This window comes from Pantoea sp. DY-5, from assembly GCF_019795955.1.
GTDB lineage: Bacteria > Pseudomonadota > Gammaproteobacteria > Enterobacterales > Enterobacteriaceae > Pantoea > Pantoea leporis.
This window is the reverse complement of sequence record NZ_JAIMIE010000005.1, coordinates 315413-334596: the sequence shown is the minus strand read 5'-3', so window position 1 is coordinate 334596 and position 19184 is coordinate 315413. Positions and strand designations below refer to the sequence as shown.

Annotated in this window: 14 protein-coding genes; 11 read left to right on the top strand and 3 right to left on the bottom strand. The window is 53.8% G+C overall.

From position 1 onward, the window contains the following. Positions 1-51: 51 nt before the first annotated feature. The 6 genes from K5Y30_RS17670 (at position 52) to glgX (ending at position 10057) form a co-directional block, all read left to right on the top strand. Entirely contained in the window at positions 52-801 is a 750-nt protein-coding gene (locus K5Y30_RS17670; protein WP_222212739.1) for a DeoR/GlpR family DNA-binding transcription regulator, read from the top strand. A 60-nt stretch (positions 802-861) separates the two neighbouring features. Then, positions 862-1752: an oxidoreductase gene (locus K5Y30_RS17665; RefSeq protein ID WP_222212507.1), complete on the top strand. Its 891-nt coding sequence runs from the start codon at positions 862-864 to the stop codon at positions 1750-1752. A 200-nt stretch (positions 1753-1952) separates the two neighbouring features. Next, entirely contained in the window at positions 1953-3392 is a 1440-nt protein-coding gene (gene proP / locus K5Y30_RS17660) for a glycine betaine/L-proline transporter ProP (protein WP_217547986.1), read from the top strand. 289 nt (positions 3393-3681) lie between these two features. Continuing rightward, the gene (gene treZ / locus K5Y30_RS17655; RefSeq protein WP_222212505.1) at positions 3682-5466 is read left to right on the top strand and encodes a malto-oligosyltrehalose trehalohydrolase; all 1785 of its coding nucleotides are present in this window, start codon (positions 3682-3684) and stop codon (positions 5464-5466) included. Then, entirely contained in the window at positions 5463-7949 is a 2487-nt protein-coding gene (treY, locus tag K5Y30_RS17650) for a malto-oligosyltrehalose synthase (protein ID WP_222212503.1), read from the top strand. The genes treZ and treY overlap by 4 nt, the downstream gene beginning before the upstream one ends. A 35-nt stretch (positions 7950-7984) precedes the next feature. Continuing rightward, the gene (gene glgX, locus K5Y30_RS17645) at positions 7985-10057 is read left to right on the top strand and encodes a glycogen debranching protein GlgX (protein WP_101761322.1); all 2073 of its coding nucleotides are present in this window, start codon (positions 7985-7987) and stop codon (positions 10055-10057) included. 125 nt (positions 10058-10182) lie between these two features. On the opposite strand, the gene K5Y30_RS17640 is transcribed toward glgX, so the two are convergent. Then, a complete protein-coding gene (locus K5Y30_RS17640) occupies positions 10183-13482 on the bottom strand; it encodes an autotransporter outer membrane beta-barrel domain-containing protein (RefSeq protein ID WP_222212501.1) in 3300 nt (1099 codons plus the stop codon). 289 nt (positions 13483-13771) lie between these two features. Here K5Y30_RS17640 and K5Y30_RS17635 point away from each other — a divergent pair, with 289 nt between their 5' ends. The 4 genes from K5Y30_RS17635 (at position 13772) to K5Y30_RS17620 (ending at position 16900) form a co-directional block, all read left to right on the top strand. Next, complete coding sequence (locus K5Y30_RS17635; protein WP_222212499.1) at positions 13772-15415, top strand: methyl-accepting chemotaxis protein; 1644 nt, start codon at positions 13772-13774, stop codon at positions 15413-15415. Positions 15416-15630: 215 nt separating this feature from the next. Beyond that, positions 15631-16080 carry an STM2901 family protein gene (locus K5Y30_RS17630; RefSeq protein WP_101761320.1) on the top strand — a complete coding sequence of 150 codons (450 nt, stop codon included), beginning with the start codon at positions 15631-15633 and terminating at the stop codon, positions 16078-16080. Further along, entirely contained in the window at positions 16074-16400 is a 327-nt protein-coding gene (locus tag K5Y30_RS17625) for a DUF1493 family protein (RefSeq protein ID WP_101761319.1), read from the top strand. Before K5Y30_RS17630 ends, K5Y30_RS17625 begins: the two co-directional genes overlap by 7 nt. 14 nt (positions 16401-16414) lie before the next feature. Continuing rightward, positions 16415-16900, top strand: coding sequence for a type VI secretion system tube protein TssD (locus K5Y30_RS17620; RefSeq protein ID WP_222212497.1), 486 nt, complete (start codon positions 16415-16417; stop codon positions 16898-16900). Positions 16901-16953: 53 nt separating this feature from the next. Here K5Y30_RS17620 and K5Y30_RS17615 read toward each other — a convergent pair whose 3' ends face one another. Continuing rightward, the gene (locus tag K5Y30_RS17615) at positions 16954-17436 is read right to left on the bottom strand and encodes a cold-shock protein (protein WP_101761317.1); all 483 of its coding nucleotides are present in this window, start codon (positions 17434-17436) and stop codon (positions 16954-16956) included. Positions 17437-17626: 190 nt separating this feature from the next. On the opposite strand from K5Y30_RS17615, the gene K5Y30_RS17610 reads away from it, so the two are divergent. Continuing rightward, entirely contained in the window at positions 17627-18325 is a 699-nt protein-coding gene (locus tag K5Y30_RS17610; protein WP_222212495.1) for an RluA family pseudouridine synthase, read from the top strand. Between the two features lie 20 nt (positions 18326-18345). On the opposite strand, the gene K5Y30_RS17605 is transcribed toward K5Y30_RS17610, so the two are convergent. Then, positions 18346-18885 carry a DUF2058 domain-containing protein gene (locus K5Y30_RS17605; RefSeq protein WP_101761315.1) on the bottom strand — a complete coding sequence of 180 codons (540 nt, stop codon included), beginning with the start codon at positions 18883-18885 and terminating at the stop codon, positions 18346-18348. Positions 18886-19184 lie beyond the last annotated feature (299 nt).

Genomic DNA, 19184 nt, shown 5'->3' with positions numbered 1-19184 from the left:
GCTAACATGCATAATCGTGCAAATACAAGCAAAAACATGAATGAAAAAATGATGCTCTCCAACCAACGTAAACAGCAAATCCTCGCCATTCTGGGCGAGGAAAAACAGGTGATGTCGAGCGAGCTCAGCCAGCGCTTTGCGGTGTCAGAGGACTCAATCCGCCGCGATCTTCGTGAGTTAGCCGCCGAAGGATTATTGCAACGCGTACACGGCGGTGCGCTGCCAGTTTCTGCGGCTATCGCGCCGTTTGAAACACGCAAAAGCGTGCAGATAAGTTCGAAGCGTCTTATCGCGCAGAAAGCGGTCCAGCTGATTCAGCCCGGCCAGGTGGTGATTATCGATGGCGGCACCACCACCGCCGAGATGGTGAAGCTGCTGCCGCCGGATCTGGCATTTACCGTGGTGACGCACAGCCCAAGCATTGCCGTGGCGCTGGTGGATTATCCGCTGGTTGAAGTGATCATGATTGGCGGCCTACTCTATCGCCATTCGGTGGTGGCGGTGGGTGCGGCGGTGCTGGAAGGCATTACGCGGATTAATGCCGATCTGTTCTTCATGGGCGTGACCGGCGTGCACAAAACAGCGGGATTAACCACCGGCAACTACGAAGAGGCCGGGGTGAAACGTGCGCTTTCCGCACGCGCGGCGGAAACGGTGGTGATGGTGTCGAATGAGAAGCTGAATTCCGCTTCGGCGTTTGCCATCGGCGAATTATCACTGGCCAGCACCTTGATCGTTGATGCTCAACCCGATGACGAAATGTGCCAACTGCTGCGGAAAAAGCACATAACTGTGCTGTAAACGGCTATTCTTCGCTGCTGAAGAAACGATCTGCCACTTGATAATCAGGAGCTTAATAAGATGTCTGAGAATCCCACCATCGCCCTTATTGGACCGGGCGCGATTGGCACCACCATCGCGGCGGCGCTGCATGAAGCTGGACGCACGCCCACGATTTGCGGGCGTACCGCACATCCGCAGCTGGAGCTACGTCACGACAGCGGCAAAATTATCGTTCCCGGCCCGGTGCTCATCAATCCCGCTGAGATCGCGCAGCCGTTCGATCTGGTGTTTGTGGCGGTGAAAACCACCCAGGTTGAAGACACCGCGCCGTGGCTGGCGGCGCTGTGTGATGAAAATACCGTGGTGTGCGCGCTGCAGAATGGCGTGGAGCAGAAAAGCCAACTTGCGCCCTACGTCAATGGCGCGACCGTGCTGCCATCGGTGGTGTGGTTCCCGGCCCAGCGCGAACCGGACGCCTCGGTGTGGCTGCGGGAAAAGCCGCGCCTGACACTACCGGAAACGCCGCACGCTGAGTTGGTGGTTGCGGCACTGCGCGACACGCGCTGCGCGGTCGATCTCTCCGCCGATTTCCTGACCATCGCCTGGCGCAAACTGCTGCAAAACGCGGTTGCCGGTTTAATGGTGCTGTCGAATCGTCGTGCGGGTATGTTCCAGCGCGACGACATCAGCGCGCTGGCGCTGGCCTATTTGCAGGAGTGCCTGACGGTAGCGCGCGCTGAAGGTGCCGCGTTAAAAGATGAGGTGCCGCAGGAGATTGTAGAACGCTTTCACCGCGCACCGACTGATTTAGGCACCTCGATCCTTGCCGACCGCCAGGCCGACCGTCCGCTGGAGTGGGATATCCGCAACGGCGTCGTGCAGCGTTATGGTCGGGCGCGCGGTATTCCCACGCCAATCAGCGATGTGATTGTGCCGCTGCTGGCGGCCGGTAGTGAGGGGCCAGGCTGATCATCTACATTCACGGTCGCCATCCATGGCGACCTCCCTCAAGCATGCTATCTACCCGTGTTTTATCCTGCCAACTTGCGAGATGTTAAAATCTTTACTAGGGTTTGCGCTTCTTCTGCCTCTTATAGCTTTCTTTTCCATTTATGAAATTACGGCTGCGAAAGCTATAAGATCGCGCCATTTTCTCAACTGGGGAATTTATGAGCACAGGAACGGATACAACACAATCAGCCACAGCCAGTGGCTTGACCGTTGATGACATCACCGTTATCGACAACAAATTGCTGAAACGCGCGGTCGGTGCCGCCGCATTGGGTAATGCGATGGAGTGGTTTGACTTCGGCGTTTACAGCTATCTCGCCGTGATCATTGGCCAGGTCTTCTTCGCCGATGCCAGCGCTGCCGCGCAGCTGATCGCTTCGTTCGGTACTTTCGCCGCGGCGTTTTTGGTGCGTCCGATTGGCGGCATGGTGTTTGGTCCACTCGGCGACCGCATTGGACGTCAGAAGGTATTGGCGTTAACCATGATCATGATGTCGATCGGTACGTTCTGTATCGGTCTGATTCCGAGCTATGCCAGCATTGGTATCGCTGCGCCGATTCTGCTGCTGCTGGCGCGCTTGCTGCAAGGGTTCTCCACCGGCGGTGAATATGGCGGTGCCGCGACCTTTATCGCGGAATACTCCACCGACAAACGTCGCGGCTTTATGGGTAGCTTCCTTGAGTTTGGTACGCTGGGTGGCTATCTGCTGGGCGCCAGCCTGGTGACAGCAATGATCGCTTTCTTACCGCATCAAACCATGATGGATTGGGGCTGGCGTGTGCCGTTCTTCCTCGCCGCGCCGTTGGGTCTGTTCGGTTTGTATATCCGCTTAAAGCTGGAAGAGACGCCCGCGTTTAAAGATCACATGGATAAGCGCGAAGAGATGGAGCACAACAAGCCACGCCTGAGCGTGTGGCAGATGCTGCGCGATCAGCGTAAACCGCTGCTGAAATGTATTGGTCTGGTGCTGTTGTTCAACGTCTCCAATTATATGCTGACCGCCTATATGCCGAGCTATTTAACCGGCGTGCTGGGAATGAGTGAATTATCCGGCCTGATGTTGGTGATGGTGATTATGTTTATCATGATGCCGCTGACGTTAATGTGGGGATATCTCACCGACCGCATTGGTCGCCGTCCGGTGATTGGTTTAGGCGCGTTGGGCTTAATCGTGCTGGCGATTCCGAGCTACATGTTGATTGGTTCCGGCAATATGCTGCTGGTGTTTGCCGGACTGGCGATTCTGGGCTTATTGCATACTTGTTTCAGCGGCACCATGCCCGCAACGTTACCGGCGCTGTTTGTCACTGATATTCGTTATAGCGCGCTGGCAATTGGTTTTAACTTATCGGTTTCGCTATTTGGTGGCACCACGCCGCTGATTACCGCATGGCTGGTGGATACCACGCACAATAATCTGATGCCGGCGTATTACATGATTGGTGCCGGGATTATTGGTTTACTGACGGTTTTGACCTTGAGTGAAACGGCCCGCAAACCGCTGAAAGGTTCTTCGCCTGCGGTGGCAACAGAAGCGGAAGCGCATCGTTTGATCGATAAATTGCGTAAACGCAAGGTTAAGCATAAACCGGCATAGACCGCAGGCCGCATCAATAGAGGTCGCCATAAATGGCGACCCTACGGATGAATTTGTAAGGTCGCCATTTATGGCGACCTCATCTAACCGAAGCGTAAAAATCCCCCGCTTATTCGATAATTTCTTAAACCCGCCTGAAATCCTCTCGCGCGCGCCAGAAAACGCCAAAATATCGACTATGATTTGTTGTCCGACCTAACTTTCATCCCAAATTATTTATCGTTTTCAGCCAGTAGCGAATCGCTTGATGTCGTCCATTGCCCCTGCGTGGGCTAAACGAGGCAATTGAATGGAATTCAGATCATTTGAAAAATCCTGGGGCGCTGAGATTCTTGCTGATGACAGCGTCCGTTTTCGTGTTTGGGCACCAGGGCAGCAGCACATCACCTTAAGACTTGCCGATAACGACACCGCCATGCTTGACGCAGGCGACGGTTGGTTTGAGCTGCAAGTCAGCGGCGTGGCGCCCGGTGCAGAGTATAACTTTGTGCTGGACGATGGCACGGTGGTGCCGGATCCCGCCGCGCGTGCGCAAAAGGCTGATGTTAACGGCCCTTCACTGGTGGTCGATCCGCAAAGCTATCGCTGGCAGCACACCGAATGGCAAGGTCGTCCGTGGCATGAAACGGTGGTGTATGAAATGCACATCGGTACCTTCACGCCCGAAGGCACTTTCCAGGCGGCGATAGCTAAATTGCCGTGGCTGGCCGAATTAGGCATCACGCAGCTGGAAGTGCTGCCGGTGTCGCAGTTTGGTGGCAATCGCGGTTGGGGCTACGACGGCGTGCTGCTCTACGCTCCGCATGCGGCTTACGGATCGCCGGATGATTTCAAAGCCTTTATCGATGCCGCGCACGCGCACGGTTTGTCGGTGGTGCTGGATATCGTGCTCAACCACTTTGGCCCGGAAGGCAATTACTTGCCGCTGCTGGCGCCGGCGTTTTTCCACCAGGAACGCATGACGCCGTGGGGCGCAGGCATTGCATATGATGTCGATGCCGTGCGGCGCTACATTGTCGAAGCACCGCTCTACTGGCTGCAGGAATTTAATCTTGATGGCCTGCGTTTTGATGCCATCGACCAGATTGAAGACAGCTCCAGTAAGCATGCGCTGATTGAGATTGCCGAACGCATCCGTCAGGACATTCCCGAGCGCCCTATTCATCTCACCACCGAAGATTGCCGCAACGTTATCTTCCTGCATCCGCGCGACAAACAGGGCAACGCGCCGCTATTTACCGGTGAGTGGAACGATGATTTCCACAACGCGGTGCACGTGTTTGCAACCGGTGAAACTCACGCCTATTACGAAGATTTCGCCGACGTGCCGGAGAAGTTGGTGGCGCGTGTGCTGACTGAAGGCTTTGCTTATCAGGGCGAACTTTCACCGCAGAGTGGGCAGCGGCGCGGCGTGCCGAGCGCCAGCCAGCCGCCGGTGGCGTTTGTTGATTTCATTCAGAACCACGATCAGGTGGGTAACCGCGCGCAGGGCGATCGTTTGATCAGCCTGGCGGGCAGCGATCGCACCAAAGTGCTGCTGGCAACGCTGCTGCTGTCACCGCATATTCCGCTGCTATTTATGGGCGAAGAGTATGGCGAAACGAATCCCTTCCTGTTCTTCACCGATTTCCACGGCGATCTGGCCAAAGCGGTGCGTGAAGGGCGCGCGAAGGAGTTCACCGGGCACGCCGGGCATGACGAAGAGGTGCCGGATCCCAACGCCGAGCAGACCTTTACCCGCTCAAAACTTGACTGGGATAAGTTACAAACACCTGAAGGCCAGAGCTGGCTGGCGCTCACGCGCGAGCTGCTGGCGCTGCGTCAGCAATATATCGTGCCGCTGCTGGCCGATGCGGGCGGCAACAGCGGCAAAGTGCTCGCCACCGCTGAAGGCTTTGTGGCCGTCAGCTGGCATTTCCCACAGGGCGAACTGTCGCTGGCGCTGAATATCGGCAAGCAGACGCAACCTTTACCCGCCACGCCAGGTCGCACGATTTTCGCCTGGCCGCAAGAAACTGAAGCATTATCACAAAACGCCATCGTGGTGCGTTTGGATCAGGGAGCAACAAAATGAGTATTCCAACCGCGACGTATCGCATTCAGTTTCGCAACGGCATGACCTTTGATCGCGCCGCGGCGCTGGTGCCCTATCTGCAACGCCTTGGCATCAGCCATCTTTACGCGTCGCCGATATTTAGCGCCACCGCCGAATCCACCCACGGTTACGACGTCATCGATGCCAATGAGATCGAACCGGCGATTGGCGGCCGCGACGGCTTTAATCGTCTGGTTGAGGCGTTGCAGGACGCGGAGATCGGCTTGATTCTCGACATCGTGCCAAACCATATGGCGGCCTCGCTGGAAAATGCCTGGTGGCGTGATGTGATCGAGTATGGCGAGAGCAGCCGCTATGCCAATCATTTTGATATCGACTGGACGCGCCGCCTGACGCTGCCGTTTCTCGGCGACAGCTTCGAGAACGTGCTGGAAAACGGTGAGCTGAGCATTAAAGCGCATCCGCAAACTGGCCATCCCGCGTTGGCGTATTACGACAGCTTTTACCCGCTGACGCCCGCCAGCTGGCAGGATCGCGCCGACGAGGTGCTGGCGATGACTGAAGCCAAAGCGATTGCTGAACTGCATGAGCAGCAGCCGTGGCGCTTGATGAGCTGGCGCGATGCACGCAGCGAGCTCTCTTATCGCCGCTTCTTTGAGATCACCGGGCTGGTCGGCGTACGCGTTGAAGACGAGGCGGTGTTTGCCGATTCCCACCGGCTGATTCTCGAACTGGTGCGCTCCGGTGCGGTCAGCGGCCTACGCGTCGATCACGTTGACGGCCTTGCCGATCCACAAGGCTATTTGCGCCAGCTGCGCCAGGCCACCGGCCCGGATTGCTACATCACGGTAGAAAAGATCCTCGCCGAAGGGGAAAAGATCCCTGACGATTGGCCGATTTCCGGCACCACCGGCTACGAATTTATTGCCGCGCTGTCGCACGCGCTGGTGGATGATTCGCAGATCGATACGCTGCATCTGGCCTATGAAGCCACCACCGGACAACGCAACGATGTTGAAGGCGGACTGCGCGTGGCGCGTGAATTGATGGTTGACCGCAATTTCGCCGGTGAGTTTGCGCGTCTGCTTAAGCTGGCGACGCAGATTGCCGGTTCCGAACATCGCAACCTTGGCGAAGCAGAACTGCACGTCGCGCTGCGCGAAATCCTCATCGCTTTCCCGGTGTATCGCACTTACGGCCAGCAGGACGGCATGCCGCTTGAAGGCGAAGAGCTGCTGCAACAGGTGCTGGAAGTGGTGAAAAACAGCGCGTCGCCGACGGTGCTGAGTTTGCTGCAGGCGATGTTGCTGGGCGCGGTTTCTGAAGAGAGCGAAAAAGACGCGGACGAATTCCGCATGCGCTTCCAGCAGCTGACCGGACCGCTGATGGCGAAATCGGTAGAAGACACGCTGTTCTTCCGCAATCACGTCGCGTTAGCGATCAATGAAGTGGGCGCAGAACCGCTGCCGCACGCCTTCTCGCTGGCGCATTTCCACAGCGAGATGCAAACGCGGCTGCAACAGCAGCCCGATGGCATCTCTTCCACCTCAACCCACGACACCAAGCGTGGTGAAGATGCGCGTGCGCGGCTCTATACGCTAAGCGAAGCCCCCGCGCTGTGGGCGGAACACGTAGCGCGCTGGCGGCAGATTAATCAGGCGCAGGTGGTGGAACTGGACGATGGCGCCGCGCCGGAACCGGCAGTGGAATGGATGCTGTATCAGGCGTTAGCCGGCGTGTGGCCGACCACCTTGCAACCGCAGGATGCCAGCCAACTCGAAGAGCGCTTTATTCCTTTTGTTGAGAAAGCGTTACGCGAAGCCAAATTGCGCACCGACTGGGCAGAGAGCAACGAAGCCTACGAAAAAGCGGTGCTGGATTACGCGCGTCATCTGCTTTCACCGGCCAATCAGTTGTTCCTCAGCGATTTCAGCCACGCGTTGCAACCGTTTATTCAGGCTGGATTAATCAACAGCCTGACGCAAACGGTAATTAAACTCGCCGCGCCGGGCGTACCGGATATCTATCAGGGTAGCGAAGCGCTGGATTTCAGTTTGGTCGATCCCGACAACCGCCGCACGCCGGACTTCGCGCTGCTGGAGCAGCAGCTGGAAGAGTCCGCTTCGCCTGACTTTAACGACGCGCAAAACTGGCTGAGCGGCAAACTGAAACAACAGGTGATTGCACGCCTTCTGCATCTGCGCCGCGATTATCCGCAGCTGTTCCGCGTCGGCGATTATCAGCCGCTGGACGTCAGCGGCGAGCATCAGGAGAAAGTCATCGCCTTTGCGCGTCAGGACAGTAATCACGCGCTGCTGGTGATTCTGCCGCGCCTGAGTTTTGACAACGCGCAGTGGACGCAAACCGAAGTGGTACTGCCCGAGTCACTCGCCCATCGCCACTATCGCAACTTATGGAGTGGCGAAACCGTGACGATTGGCGATTACATCGCGCTGGATGAGGCGGCCTCAAGTGCGCCGTTAGTGCTGCTAAGCAGCTGATGCATTACCCGATTAATCTGTGTGGAGAATAATGGATGACAAGTAAGCCTCTAGAAATTACAGCAGGTTCGGGACAAGTGCTTGGCGCTAACTATGATGGCCAGGGCGTGAACTTTGCGCTGTTTTCGGCCTGCGCTGAGCGAGTCGAGCTGTGTTTGTACGATGAGAGCGGCGAAAACGAAATCGCCCGCTTCGATTTGCCGGAATACACCCATGAAGTATGGCACGGCTACATTCCCGGCTTGCAGCCCGGCGCGCTCTATGGCTATCGCGTACACGGCCCGTACGAGCCGGAAAATGGCCATCGCTTTAACCCTAACAAACTGTTGCTCGACCCTTACGCACGCGAACTGGCGGGCGAATTGCAGTGGGACGAGTCGCACTTCGCGTATGACCTGCTGCATGAAGATAAGGATTTGAGTTTCGATACCCGCGACAGCGCACCGTTTACGCCCAAATGTGTGGTCATCGATCCCAATGAATTTGACTGGCAGGATGCTAATCGACCGAATATTCCGTGGTCGAAAACGGTCATTTATGAAGCCCACGTTAAAGGTTTTAGCCAGCTTAATCCGGCGGTGCCCGAAGAGATGCGCGGCACTTACGACGGTTTAAGCAATCAGGCTTCGATCGATTACATCAAAAGCCTGGGCGTAACCACCGTGGAGCTGCTGCCGGTGCACGGTTTCCCGGACGATCAGCATCTGCTGGATCGCGGTCTGAAAAACTTCTGGGGCTACAACACGCTGGCGTTCTTCGCCCCGGCCACGCGCTACTTTGGTCCGCGCGGGATTCAGGGCTTCCGCGATATGGTGCGCGCCTTCCACGATGCTGGCCTCGAAGTGATCCTCGACGTGGTTTACAACCACACCGCAGAAGGCAATGAACTCGGCCCCACGTTGTCGTTTAAGGGCATCGATAACTACTCTTATTACCGCACGCTGCCGGATCAGCATCGCTACTACATCAATGACACCGGCACCGGTAACACCGTGAATACGTCGCATCCGCGCGTGCTGCAGATGATTCTCGATTCGCTGCGTTATTGGGCCGAATCCATGCATGTTGATGGCTTCCGTTTCGATCTCGGCACCGTGCTGGGCCGTGAACCAGAAGGCTTTGACCAGCGTAGTGGCTTCTTCGATGCCATCATGCAGGATCCAGTGTTGTCCAAACTGAAACTGATTGGTGAGCCGTGGGATATCGGGCCGGGCGGTTATCAGGTTGGCGGCTTCCCGCCGGGCTGGGCGGAGTGGAACGATAAGTATCGCGATACGGTGCGAGAATACTGGAAAGGTGACATGGTCACTAATGACTTCGCCGCACGCCTGCTCGGTTCCGGCGATCTCTACGATCAGCGCGGTCGCCGTCCGTGGTCCAGCATCAACTTTCTGACCGCACACGATGGCTTCACGCTCAACGATTTGGTTTCGTACAACGAGAAACACAATGAAGCCAACGGCGAAGACAATAACGACGGCCACAACGAGAACCGTTCGTACAACTACGGTGCGGAAGGTCCGACGGACGATGAAGGTATCAACGCGGTGCGCGAGCGGCAGAAACGCAACTTCCTCGCCACGCTGCTGTTCTCGCACGGCACGCCGATGCTGCTGGCGGGCGATGAGTTTGGTCGCAGCCAGCTTGGTAACAATAACGGCTATTGCCAGGACAGCGAGATTTCCTGGCTGCATTGGGAAAACCTGCCCCCTTCCGCCGATGCGCTGCGCGACTTTACCCGGCATATTCTGGCGTTACGCGCTCAACAACCGTTGCTGCGGCGTGAAAGCTGGCGCGATGGTATGGAAATCAAATGGTTTAACGCCGGTGGCGGCTTCCAGCAGGATGATCAATGGGATGATGGCACCACGCTCGGGGTGTATCTCGGTCGCCCGGATTTAGTGCCGGAGGAAGGCATCTGGCATGACGTGTTGATGCTGTTTAATCCATATGAAGGCAATGTACCGTTCAGTATTCCACAGTTTGGTGAAGGCGGCTGGGTACTGGAGCTTTCGACGTCTGACAGCGTTGAGAAAGGGTTAGTGATTACTAAAGAGAAGGATTTCGAGCTGGAAGGCCGCAGTATGGCGCTGTTCCGCAGGCCGTAATGACCAGGTGCGCATTAATGCGCACCCTACGAAAACACGGTTATGACATCACCCGATGCGTATAAAGCGCATCGGGTGAAACTTTTCGTAGGGTCGCCATTCATGGCGACCTGCTAACCAACAAATCAGAAATTAACCTTCACGCCCACCATCGCGCTGGTATCGCTGTAACCTTTATCCCCCATCTGCTGACCAATATTGCCCCACAGATTAACGGTTTTATTCAGCCTGGCATCGACACCCACTTTCACTTCACCCAGGTTACGCGCACCGGCTTGCTGCACGCTGATACCATTCATGCTGCTGCCAAAGGTTTCGGTGTTGTGCACCCAGTTGGCTTCGATAAACGGCTCGAAGGTGCGGTTTTTACCATCATCAATGGCATTGTGGCCTTTGATGTAAGCGCGAACACCCAGACGCGTTTGCAGGTTGTTGTCGCCTTCACCCACCACGCGCGTGCCGTTTTGCTCTTGATGATCCTTCGCTTTCACGCCCATCCAGGTCGTCTGCGCCTTCGGCTGCAGATAGACGCTGGAACGCTCGCTCATCTCCGCGACTTTGAAGCTGTAACCGGCTTCCACTGACGCGGTGATGCCTCTCGATTTGTAGCTCTCTTCCGCGATGCCATCACCTTTCACGCTGTTATCGAACCAGTTATACAGCGCCCAGCTATCCACATAAGCGCCGGTTTTCTCGGCGTTATCCTGCATCCAGGTGGCGTAGATACCGGTGCTGTAACCGTGCACCTGACCTTTGGAGGCATAACCGGTCACGCTGGATTGGGTGTTGCTCTGCGCATTGGCATAACCGCCCATCACGCCCAAGTTGAAACGGTTGCTGCCGTTGCTGCTCCACTGCGCAATATCGCCGCCCAACTGCATCACATAACGGTTGCCGGTGGTTTTCAGCTGACCGGAGCTATCGTGGAAGCGCGTGTGTCCACCCGCGTTACGCAGCCACAGGCTGGTGACCTGCTCGTTGCCATCGGCATCGATGTAATGCGTTTCGCCGAGGCGGTCGTCTAATGAGGTGGTGAATAAGGTATTCGCCGCCGCAAGGTTCGCCGCATAGCTTGCCGCTTCCGGACGCGTAATAGGGTAGCCTTTAACCGGCTTGCCCACATCGCCCGCATTACCTGAACCACTGCCCGGCCTGCCGGTATCATCACCTGGCGTGCCGGAGCCGTTGTCAGGATCGCCAGGATTAACCGGATTGCTGCCTGGATTGCCAGGTGCCACGTTGTTGCTGTTGCTCTCCAGTACCCATTTATTGGCATCCTGCACCAGATGATAATCGTAAGCACCGGCCACAATACGGCCCTGCTGGGTGAACGTACCGTTTACGTTGCCATCGACGCGAATCAGCTCAATACCATCGATGGTTTGCGCGCCGGTGCCGCCGGCGTTCTGTACCACCACGTTGCTGTTACCGGTGTAATCACCGGTGATGTGCAGATGATCGGTCTCAGAGTGGTCATCCATCAGATGGGTTTTGAAGTCGATGGTAGCGTTGGTGCTGTTCAGGCTGCTCAAGGTCACCTGGCTAAAGCCGGTGCCGGGCGCGGTCATATTCAGCGTGGCGTTATTCAGCGTCAGATTATCCACCGCAGAGCTTGACGTTACATTCCACTGGCTGCCATTCGCCAGGTTCAGATTTTCCAGTGAGCTGGTCGCACCGTTCCAGACGGAGTTGTTATCGAGGTTGATGATGTTAGTCGCGGTGTTGGCGCGATCGATGATGACATCACCGTTAAATACTGAGCCGTTATCACCGTTCAATGTCACATTGCTAACCGTGCCTGTGCTGCTAACGCCAGTGGATAACAGCGTCGCGCCGTTTAACAGGCTGCCGGAGGTAGTGACTTTTGTGTCTGCGGTGCCAGAAACCACCATTGCGCTACCTTCGCTGGCGGTGACGGCGCTGTTGCTCAGCGACACGTTGTTATTGCTGACCGCGTCAGACTCGAACAGCATACCCGCACTGTTCGCGCCGGTGAGCGTGATTTGTGAATTGGTTAAATCGACGCTGTTGTCGCCATCACGCATCCCCATCCAGATACCCGAAGACATGGCAGCGCCATCCTGACCCGCGATGTTAACGTTGACACGGTCGCCCGTCAGCGTACCGTTTTTAAATACAACTAAACCTGCGCCATTAGCTGTATGGTTAAATTCAACATTATCTAATTGAATGCTGGCGCCTTCACTAACGCGTGCGCCGATTAAATTGCCACGCGTGCTGTTGATCTGAACGTCTTTCAGGCTGATTAATCCACCGGCGTAACGCGATGCGACACCGGCGCCTAAGGTTGTCAAATCGCTGACGACCATGGTATCGGGCGCATTGGCACCATCATTATTGATGATGGTATTTTCAGCCGTCACATTGCCATAGGTAGCAGAAAGCGCTTTTACACTGGTGTTGATGGTTGCATTACGTACGTTTATTTCACTTCCTGCATATAAAGTCTGAACAGAATCTGTCGCGCCGGACGTGGTAATGGTTCCGCCATCGAAGTTGACCAATGAGCCATTGCCGTTGGCACGCAGCGCATAGGAGTTGATTTTGTCGGTATTAATATTGGTGTTGGTGAGATTCACCGTGCCGCCATTTAAAGCATAAGCCGCCTCGGATGACGTGCCGGTGGTGTTTAATGTACTGCCACTGATGTTGACGATACCCGCCGCACCCGTCGCTCTGACGGCATTGGTTAAATGGCCTCCGGCACTGATGGTGCTATTGTTAACCGTAATCTCGCCACCAGTGGCGTTGACCGCATGAGCACCATCGCCCGTGGTACTGATGCTGCTATCACTGATGGAAAGATGCCCAGCACCCGCTGCCGCAAACGCACCGAAGGAATTGGCTCCGCTGGTTTTAATGGTGCCGTTAGTCAGCGTGATATCACCACCGCTGGTTTGGACCCCGTATGAACCTTTGCCAGATGTAATGATATTGATACCGTCACCAGTGATAGAGCCGGCACCGCGCGCATAGAGTCCATGCGACGTGGCTGCAGAGGTTTTGATATCGATATCTTTTAAGGTCACCCCAGCGCCAGTATCTGCGAATGCACCGTGCCCATAGGTATTTGAAGTGGTGATGGTGCCAGTGGTGAAATCAACTGTCCCATTATTTGTGGCGCTTACGCCGCGCACATATTCGCCGGTTCCCGCACCTACAATATCCTGATTATTTACAATGACCGGATTGCCATTAGCAATGATGGTTCTGGCAGCGATTGCCGTTGTAGCATGCAGAGCCACTGTAATTGCCAGCGCCACACCGGTTAACGCCATGGCTTTGCTTGCGGACGGCGTTAACACCGAAGAGGAATGGGATTTAACCTTGCCCTTAGCCAGCTCCGAGGCCACCACACAACGCTGCGTTGCAGCATGCCAAATCACGCGGAAAATTTTATTCATGGGATTTTACTCTCTTTAAGTTCAGAAACTTTCACGATTTCCGAAATGTTAGAGAGCGGGTCTGTAAGGCAATATCGGAGGGAGCGCGGAGTTTTGTAGTCCTTTACTTATCCGATGCAATACAGCGCTGGTATCCGGCAAAAATGTTAAAAATTAGCGTGATAACCAGTTGAAGACTTAAACCCTGAATAAAAAAATTAACTAATTTCCTCAATCTGCCGATGGTTATTAATCTGCCCTCTTCCCTACGCGCCTTTTGCCGGGACGCTTTAAGATTAAGGATAATAAAATGAACATCTCTCAACGTCTGTTTGCCACCTTTTCCATACTGTTTGGCGCCATCATCCTGCAAGCGATACTCGCCATTTCCTTACTCTCTGGTTTTCAGGATCGCTTTGAATATGTACAGGCCAATGCGATTCCCTCGATCAAAGATCTGGGGAAACTGATTGATGGCAGTAACCAGTTGGCGTTAACGCTCTACAAACACAAAAGCCAGACCGACGACAGCAAAATGCCGGCTATTGAGGACGAGATCCAGAAACAGCTGGCGGATTTGAAGGCGCAGACCGATTACTACATGGCGCACGATATCTCCAGCGATGAAGATAAGCGCTTAACCGAAGTCGCTTATGCCAATATTCAGCACGTCACCGCCGCACTGGCGCCATTTATCACCGCCTCGCGTGCGCATCAAAATGATATCAGCCTCAATCTGATTGATGGACAAACCGGTATAGGAGCCGCTATTCGCCAGCTGATTAGCGATTATCAAAAACAGCTGCAGCTGAATATCGCCATTGGCGATGAACTGCGCGCCACCAACCGCAGCACGTTCCACTCGGTGTTATGGACCACCATCACCGGCGTTATCGCCACCGTGCTGATTTTTGGCGTGCTGTCGCTGTTCACCGTATTGCGCATTCGTCGCAGCTTGTCTGCTGCGGGCAAAGTAATGATGACTGCCAGCGAGAACCTCGATTTAACGCTGAAAGCAGATGAGAGCCGTCGTGATGAAGTGGGCAACATGGCGCACTCGTTTAACGTCCTGATGGATCGCGTATCAGGCGCGCTCTCCTCGGTGCGTCAGGCGTCACAATCAGTGAGCAGCGCATCGGTACAGATTTCCGCGGGCAATGAAGATCTCTCATCACGCACCGAGCAACAGGCGGCATCGCTGGAGCAGACCGCGGCCAGCATGACCGAGCTGAGTGAAACCGTACGTCAAACCGCCGATAACACGCGCCAGGCCAGTCAGCTTGCCGCTAACGCCAGCGGATTGTCAGAGAAGAGCAGCACGTCACTGACTACCATGCTTTCAACCATGGATAACATTCGTGGTAGCTCGCGCAAAGTGACGGAAATCGTCTCGATCATTGAAGGCATCGCCTTCCAAACCAACATTCTGGCGCTGAACGCCGCCGTTGAAGCCGCACGTGCCGGTGAACACGGCAAAGGCTTCGCCGTAGTCGCCGGTGAAGTGCGCAACTTGTCGCAACGTTCAACCACCGCCGCGCGCGAAATCAAAACGCTGATCGAAGAGTCACATCGTCTGACCGAAGCCGGTGCTGCGCAGGCCAGCGACGTAGGGCGTAATATGTGCGTGATGAACGATGCCATTCATCAGGTAAGCCAACTGGTGGAAGAGATTGCCGCTGCCGCTGTCGAGCAGAGTCAGGGCATCGTGCAGGTGCAGCAAGCGGTGAATCAGATGGACGACGTTACGCAGCAGAACGCCGCGCTGGTGCAAGAAGCCTCTGCCGCTTCGCAATCGCTGCAGGAACAGGCCGGGAATTTGAATCAGCTGGTGGGTAAATTCCATGTCGCGGCGGCTGGCGAAGTTCAGCAAAAGCAGGCTGTGGTGCGTACGGCTTCATTCGTTAAACCCTCGCGCGTTGCGGTGGTGAATGATGCGGATTGGCAGAGTTTTTAAGCTGATTTAGCCGGTGCGCATACATGTGCACCCTACGAAAACGCTGGGTCGCCAATCATGGCGACCACGCTGCCTTTATCAGGCAAACGCTGCCATAGTCTCGCTAAACTCTCCAATAGTTAACCCGCTCTTAGTGGTTCCACTCCTCTCTTTTGAACAAAAAATAGCGTTCACCACGTAGTAATCTGGCCACCTGTAATTCAGGGAGGATGATTATGGATACGGTTGAGCAGCTTAATGGGACGTACTTTTACAAAGGAGTCAGCAATGTTTCAGCTGGTGAATTATTTTTTTGGATACTTTTGGACAAAATTGATGAGCATGTAGGTGGCATCAATAACATTGTTGCGGTGAGCAGCATCATTCTTGGTCTTCCTATTCTGGGTACAAGAGGTAAGCCCGGCAATGCTACACCTGGTACTTCGATCGCCTCTAAATATTCGCGTCAAATTCTGAATGTGAAATTGCCCAGACCTTTGCCAACGTTCACTAATACCAGCATTAAGTTACTCAAGCCGATGTGGACAAACAATCTTGGGGCTTTTGTTGGCCGAACTGTGCCGGTTGTAGGATGGGTCTTACTGGCAAATGATCTTTCTCAAATAGTCTATAAGACTGTTTCAACCTACAACATGATCGTGAGAGAAGAAGATCGAGTATGGTAGACGAACATCAAATATTAGATTTTTTTCGTGGCGAGTTATCTCTCATGACTACATGGAGTTTAAAACCCATTCCAATCGAATTTGATACTCCATTACAAGGCTACGCCGGATGGGATGAGTTGCCCTATGCCATTCAGGATTTTGGTAAAAAATATCATGTCGATACAACAGTTATAAATTTCGATGCTTATTATCCGTGGAAAACAGAAACAGTTTTCCGAAAATACTTTTCTAAGGATCCAATTCAACAAGACGTTAAACCACTAACTGTGCGTATGTTTGTGGAGTCGGCTAAAGCTGGACGCTGGTTGTATGACTAACTAAGGAGATTCACATGGCTATACCCGTTCATATGTTTATTAAAGATGATGGCGGCGCAGTAATCAGAGGCGGTTCAGACGTGATGCACCGTGAAGGCAGCATTGAATTACGGGGTGTACAACATCTTCTCTCTATTCCCACCGACAACAATACCGGCAAGCTAACAGGCACACGGCAACATGCTCCATTTATATTTGAGAAAGAAATTGATTCTGCGTCACCTTATTTATACAAAGCTGTGGCAACAGGCCAGACGTTAAAAGAAGCTGAAATCAAATGGTACCGCATCAGTGACGCCGGTCAGGAAGAAGAGTACTTCAACATATTAATGGAAGGCGTAAAGGTCATATCGATATCGCCGATCATGCATGACATGCGTAATTGTCCAGGAACCGGGCATATGGAAAGCGTTGCGCTGCGTTATGCGAAGATCACGTGGAAATATGTTGATGGAAACATTCAATTCAACGATGCATGGAACGAAAGGCCAACGGCATAATCAATGCGGAAATCCTGCGTGAGAATTTCCGCTGAGAATTAATCACAATATCTTCACACCTTAAGCATTTTCACCGTGGCATCAATATCAATTTCATCCGCCGTGAAAATCAAAGTCGTTCCCTGAAAGGTGGTTACCGCCAGTTTTTTCAGTGAGCGCGTTTCATCCGGCTTAACGTCTGTTTTCGGCTTGATGCTATTCATCAGAATACCTACCGACAGCACGGTATTCTCTTTATCGATACGCGTTTCAACCGGCACGTCTTCGCTGTAAACCACATAAGATTTGATCGAGGTGAGCTTCAGGCGCTCGCCGGCAATATAGATGTATTTGCTCTCAGGTGAGACCTTCACCGCATACGCGGACAAACCTTTGTTATTGGTGGTGGGTTCAAAGGTCACCGCCGCGTCTTTCTTGATCAGCTCAGGGTTAGCGACCTTAATCACATGGAAATAGCGGTTATCGCCATTTTCATCTTTGATAAATCCAAAACCTTTATCCTGAAACCAGGTTGTGATCGTTCCGTTCATCGCCATTGCCGCCTACCTAATCGTTATCTACTCAGTTTTTTCAGCGCGCAGTGTAAAGCACATTGCCTGCGCAGACCACGTCTTTGCTTTAAGTCTGGACGATAATTTTCGCCTGAGCGAATAGACACATGCCCGGATTCGCCAGTTGCCGCAAAATTCGCTATTATCCGCATCCCTTCGCCAGCCGGGCAGCCTGATGTCTACGATTATCGATACCTTTATTGCCCCGCAATGTCTTGAAGAGATTGAGATTCTCTACCAGGACGATCATCTGCTGCTGATCAATAAACCAGCTGGTCTGCTCAGCCTGTCGGGGAAGAATCCGCGCAATCTCGATTCTGTGCATCATCGGTTAGTGAAGCTTTTCCCCGGCTGCACGCTGGTGCATCGTCTGGATTTCGGCACATCAGGGTTAATGGTGATTGCCCGCAATAAGGCGATCAATGCCGCACTTTGCCAGCAGTTCAGCCAGCGCAGCGTGACCAAGATTTACCGCGCACTGTTGTGCGGGCATTTGCATGACGACGAAGGTGTGATTGACGCGCCGATTGCCAAAGATCCGACGCTATTTCCATTGATGTCAATTTGCCCAATCAATGGTAAGCCAGCTCGCTCACGCTATCAGGTGATTGAGCGCACTCATCACCTATTGGAAGATAAGACGTTCATGCCATTAACGCGGGTGGAACTTACGCCAGAGACTGGACGCACCCACCAGCTGCGTATCCACTGCCAGCTGTTGGGCCATCCGATTTTGGGTTGCGACCTGTATGGCGGTCTTATGCTGGCGGGGACCGAACACATCCCGCGTCTGATGTTACACGCCAGCGAGTTGAAGTTTGTTCATCCGGTCAGCGGCGAGTGCCTAAACGCCCGGTGTGCCTGCCCGTTCTGACAACGCAACCGACGTTGTGCTTACCACATTAAATCATCAGGCACTTTGAAATCAGCGTACGGATCGTCTTCATCCTGCGCTTCCTGACTCAATGCACTATTCAACACGATGCTGTTCGCATCACGCTGTGCAATTTTATCGGCGACGCTGGCGGGAATAATCGCGTATTGGCTCTCGCCTTTGCTATCGACGGCCAGGCGCGCAATCGCCAATCGGCCATTAATCAGTTGCGTCTGCGTTTGCTTATCAACGTCGATTTTTTTGATCAGATTATTGTCGGTGAAATTAAAACCAATATTGCCTTTAGAGATATCGATTTTGTTCATTTCAATCAGCTGCTTAACCTGCGCTTTGTACTCTTTCGATAACGCCGCTTGCTTTTGCTGTTCGCTCAACTGCTTATCACGCTCAAGCTGAGCCTTTTTGTTCTCTTCCACCGCTTCTCTGGCCTCACGAGCCTGAACGCGTGATTTCTTAGCGGTTCTCTGGACCTTGTCCATTTTTTTGCTGCTGACTAAACCTGCTTTCAGCAGCTGCTCTTGTAAGGTGAGTTTTGCCATTGTCGTGTCTTAACCGGTTAAAAATTTGTGGAAGAGTATACCTTTAATTGTAGAGCCTCTGCCAGGTTGAACAGGCTGGCTACAGTGAGCGCCGTTCATCCTCCCCACCACATCATGAAATTCCTTCATGTTCGATGAAATTAAATCACTTTTTTTCAACCAGTGACTCAGGCATAAAAGTACCATTGTTAATAACTTAAAATAATATCAAGCCTGCTGAATGAAAGTACCCTGCAAAAGCATTGGGAAATCCTGAAATCCAGCGACAGCAAGGCTTTTTATTGGTAACCGGGATAGCA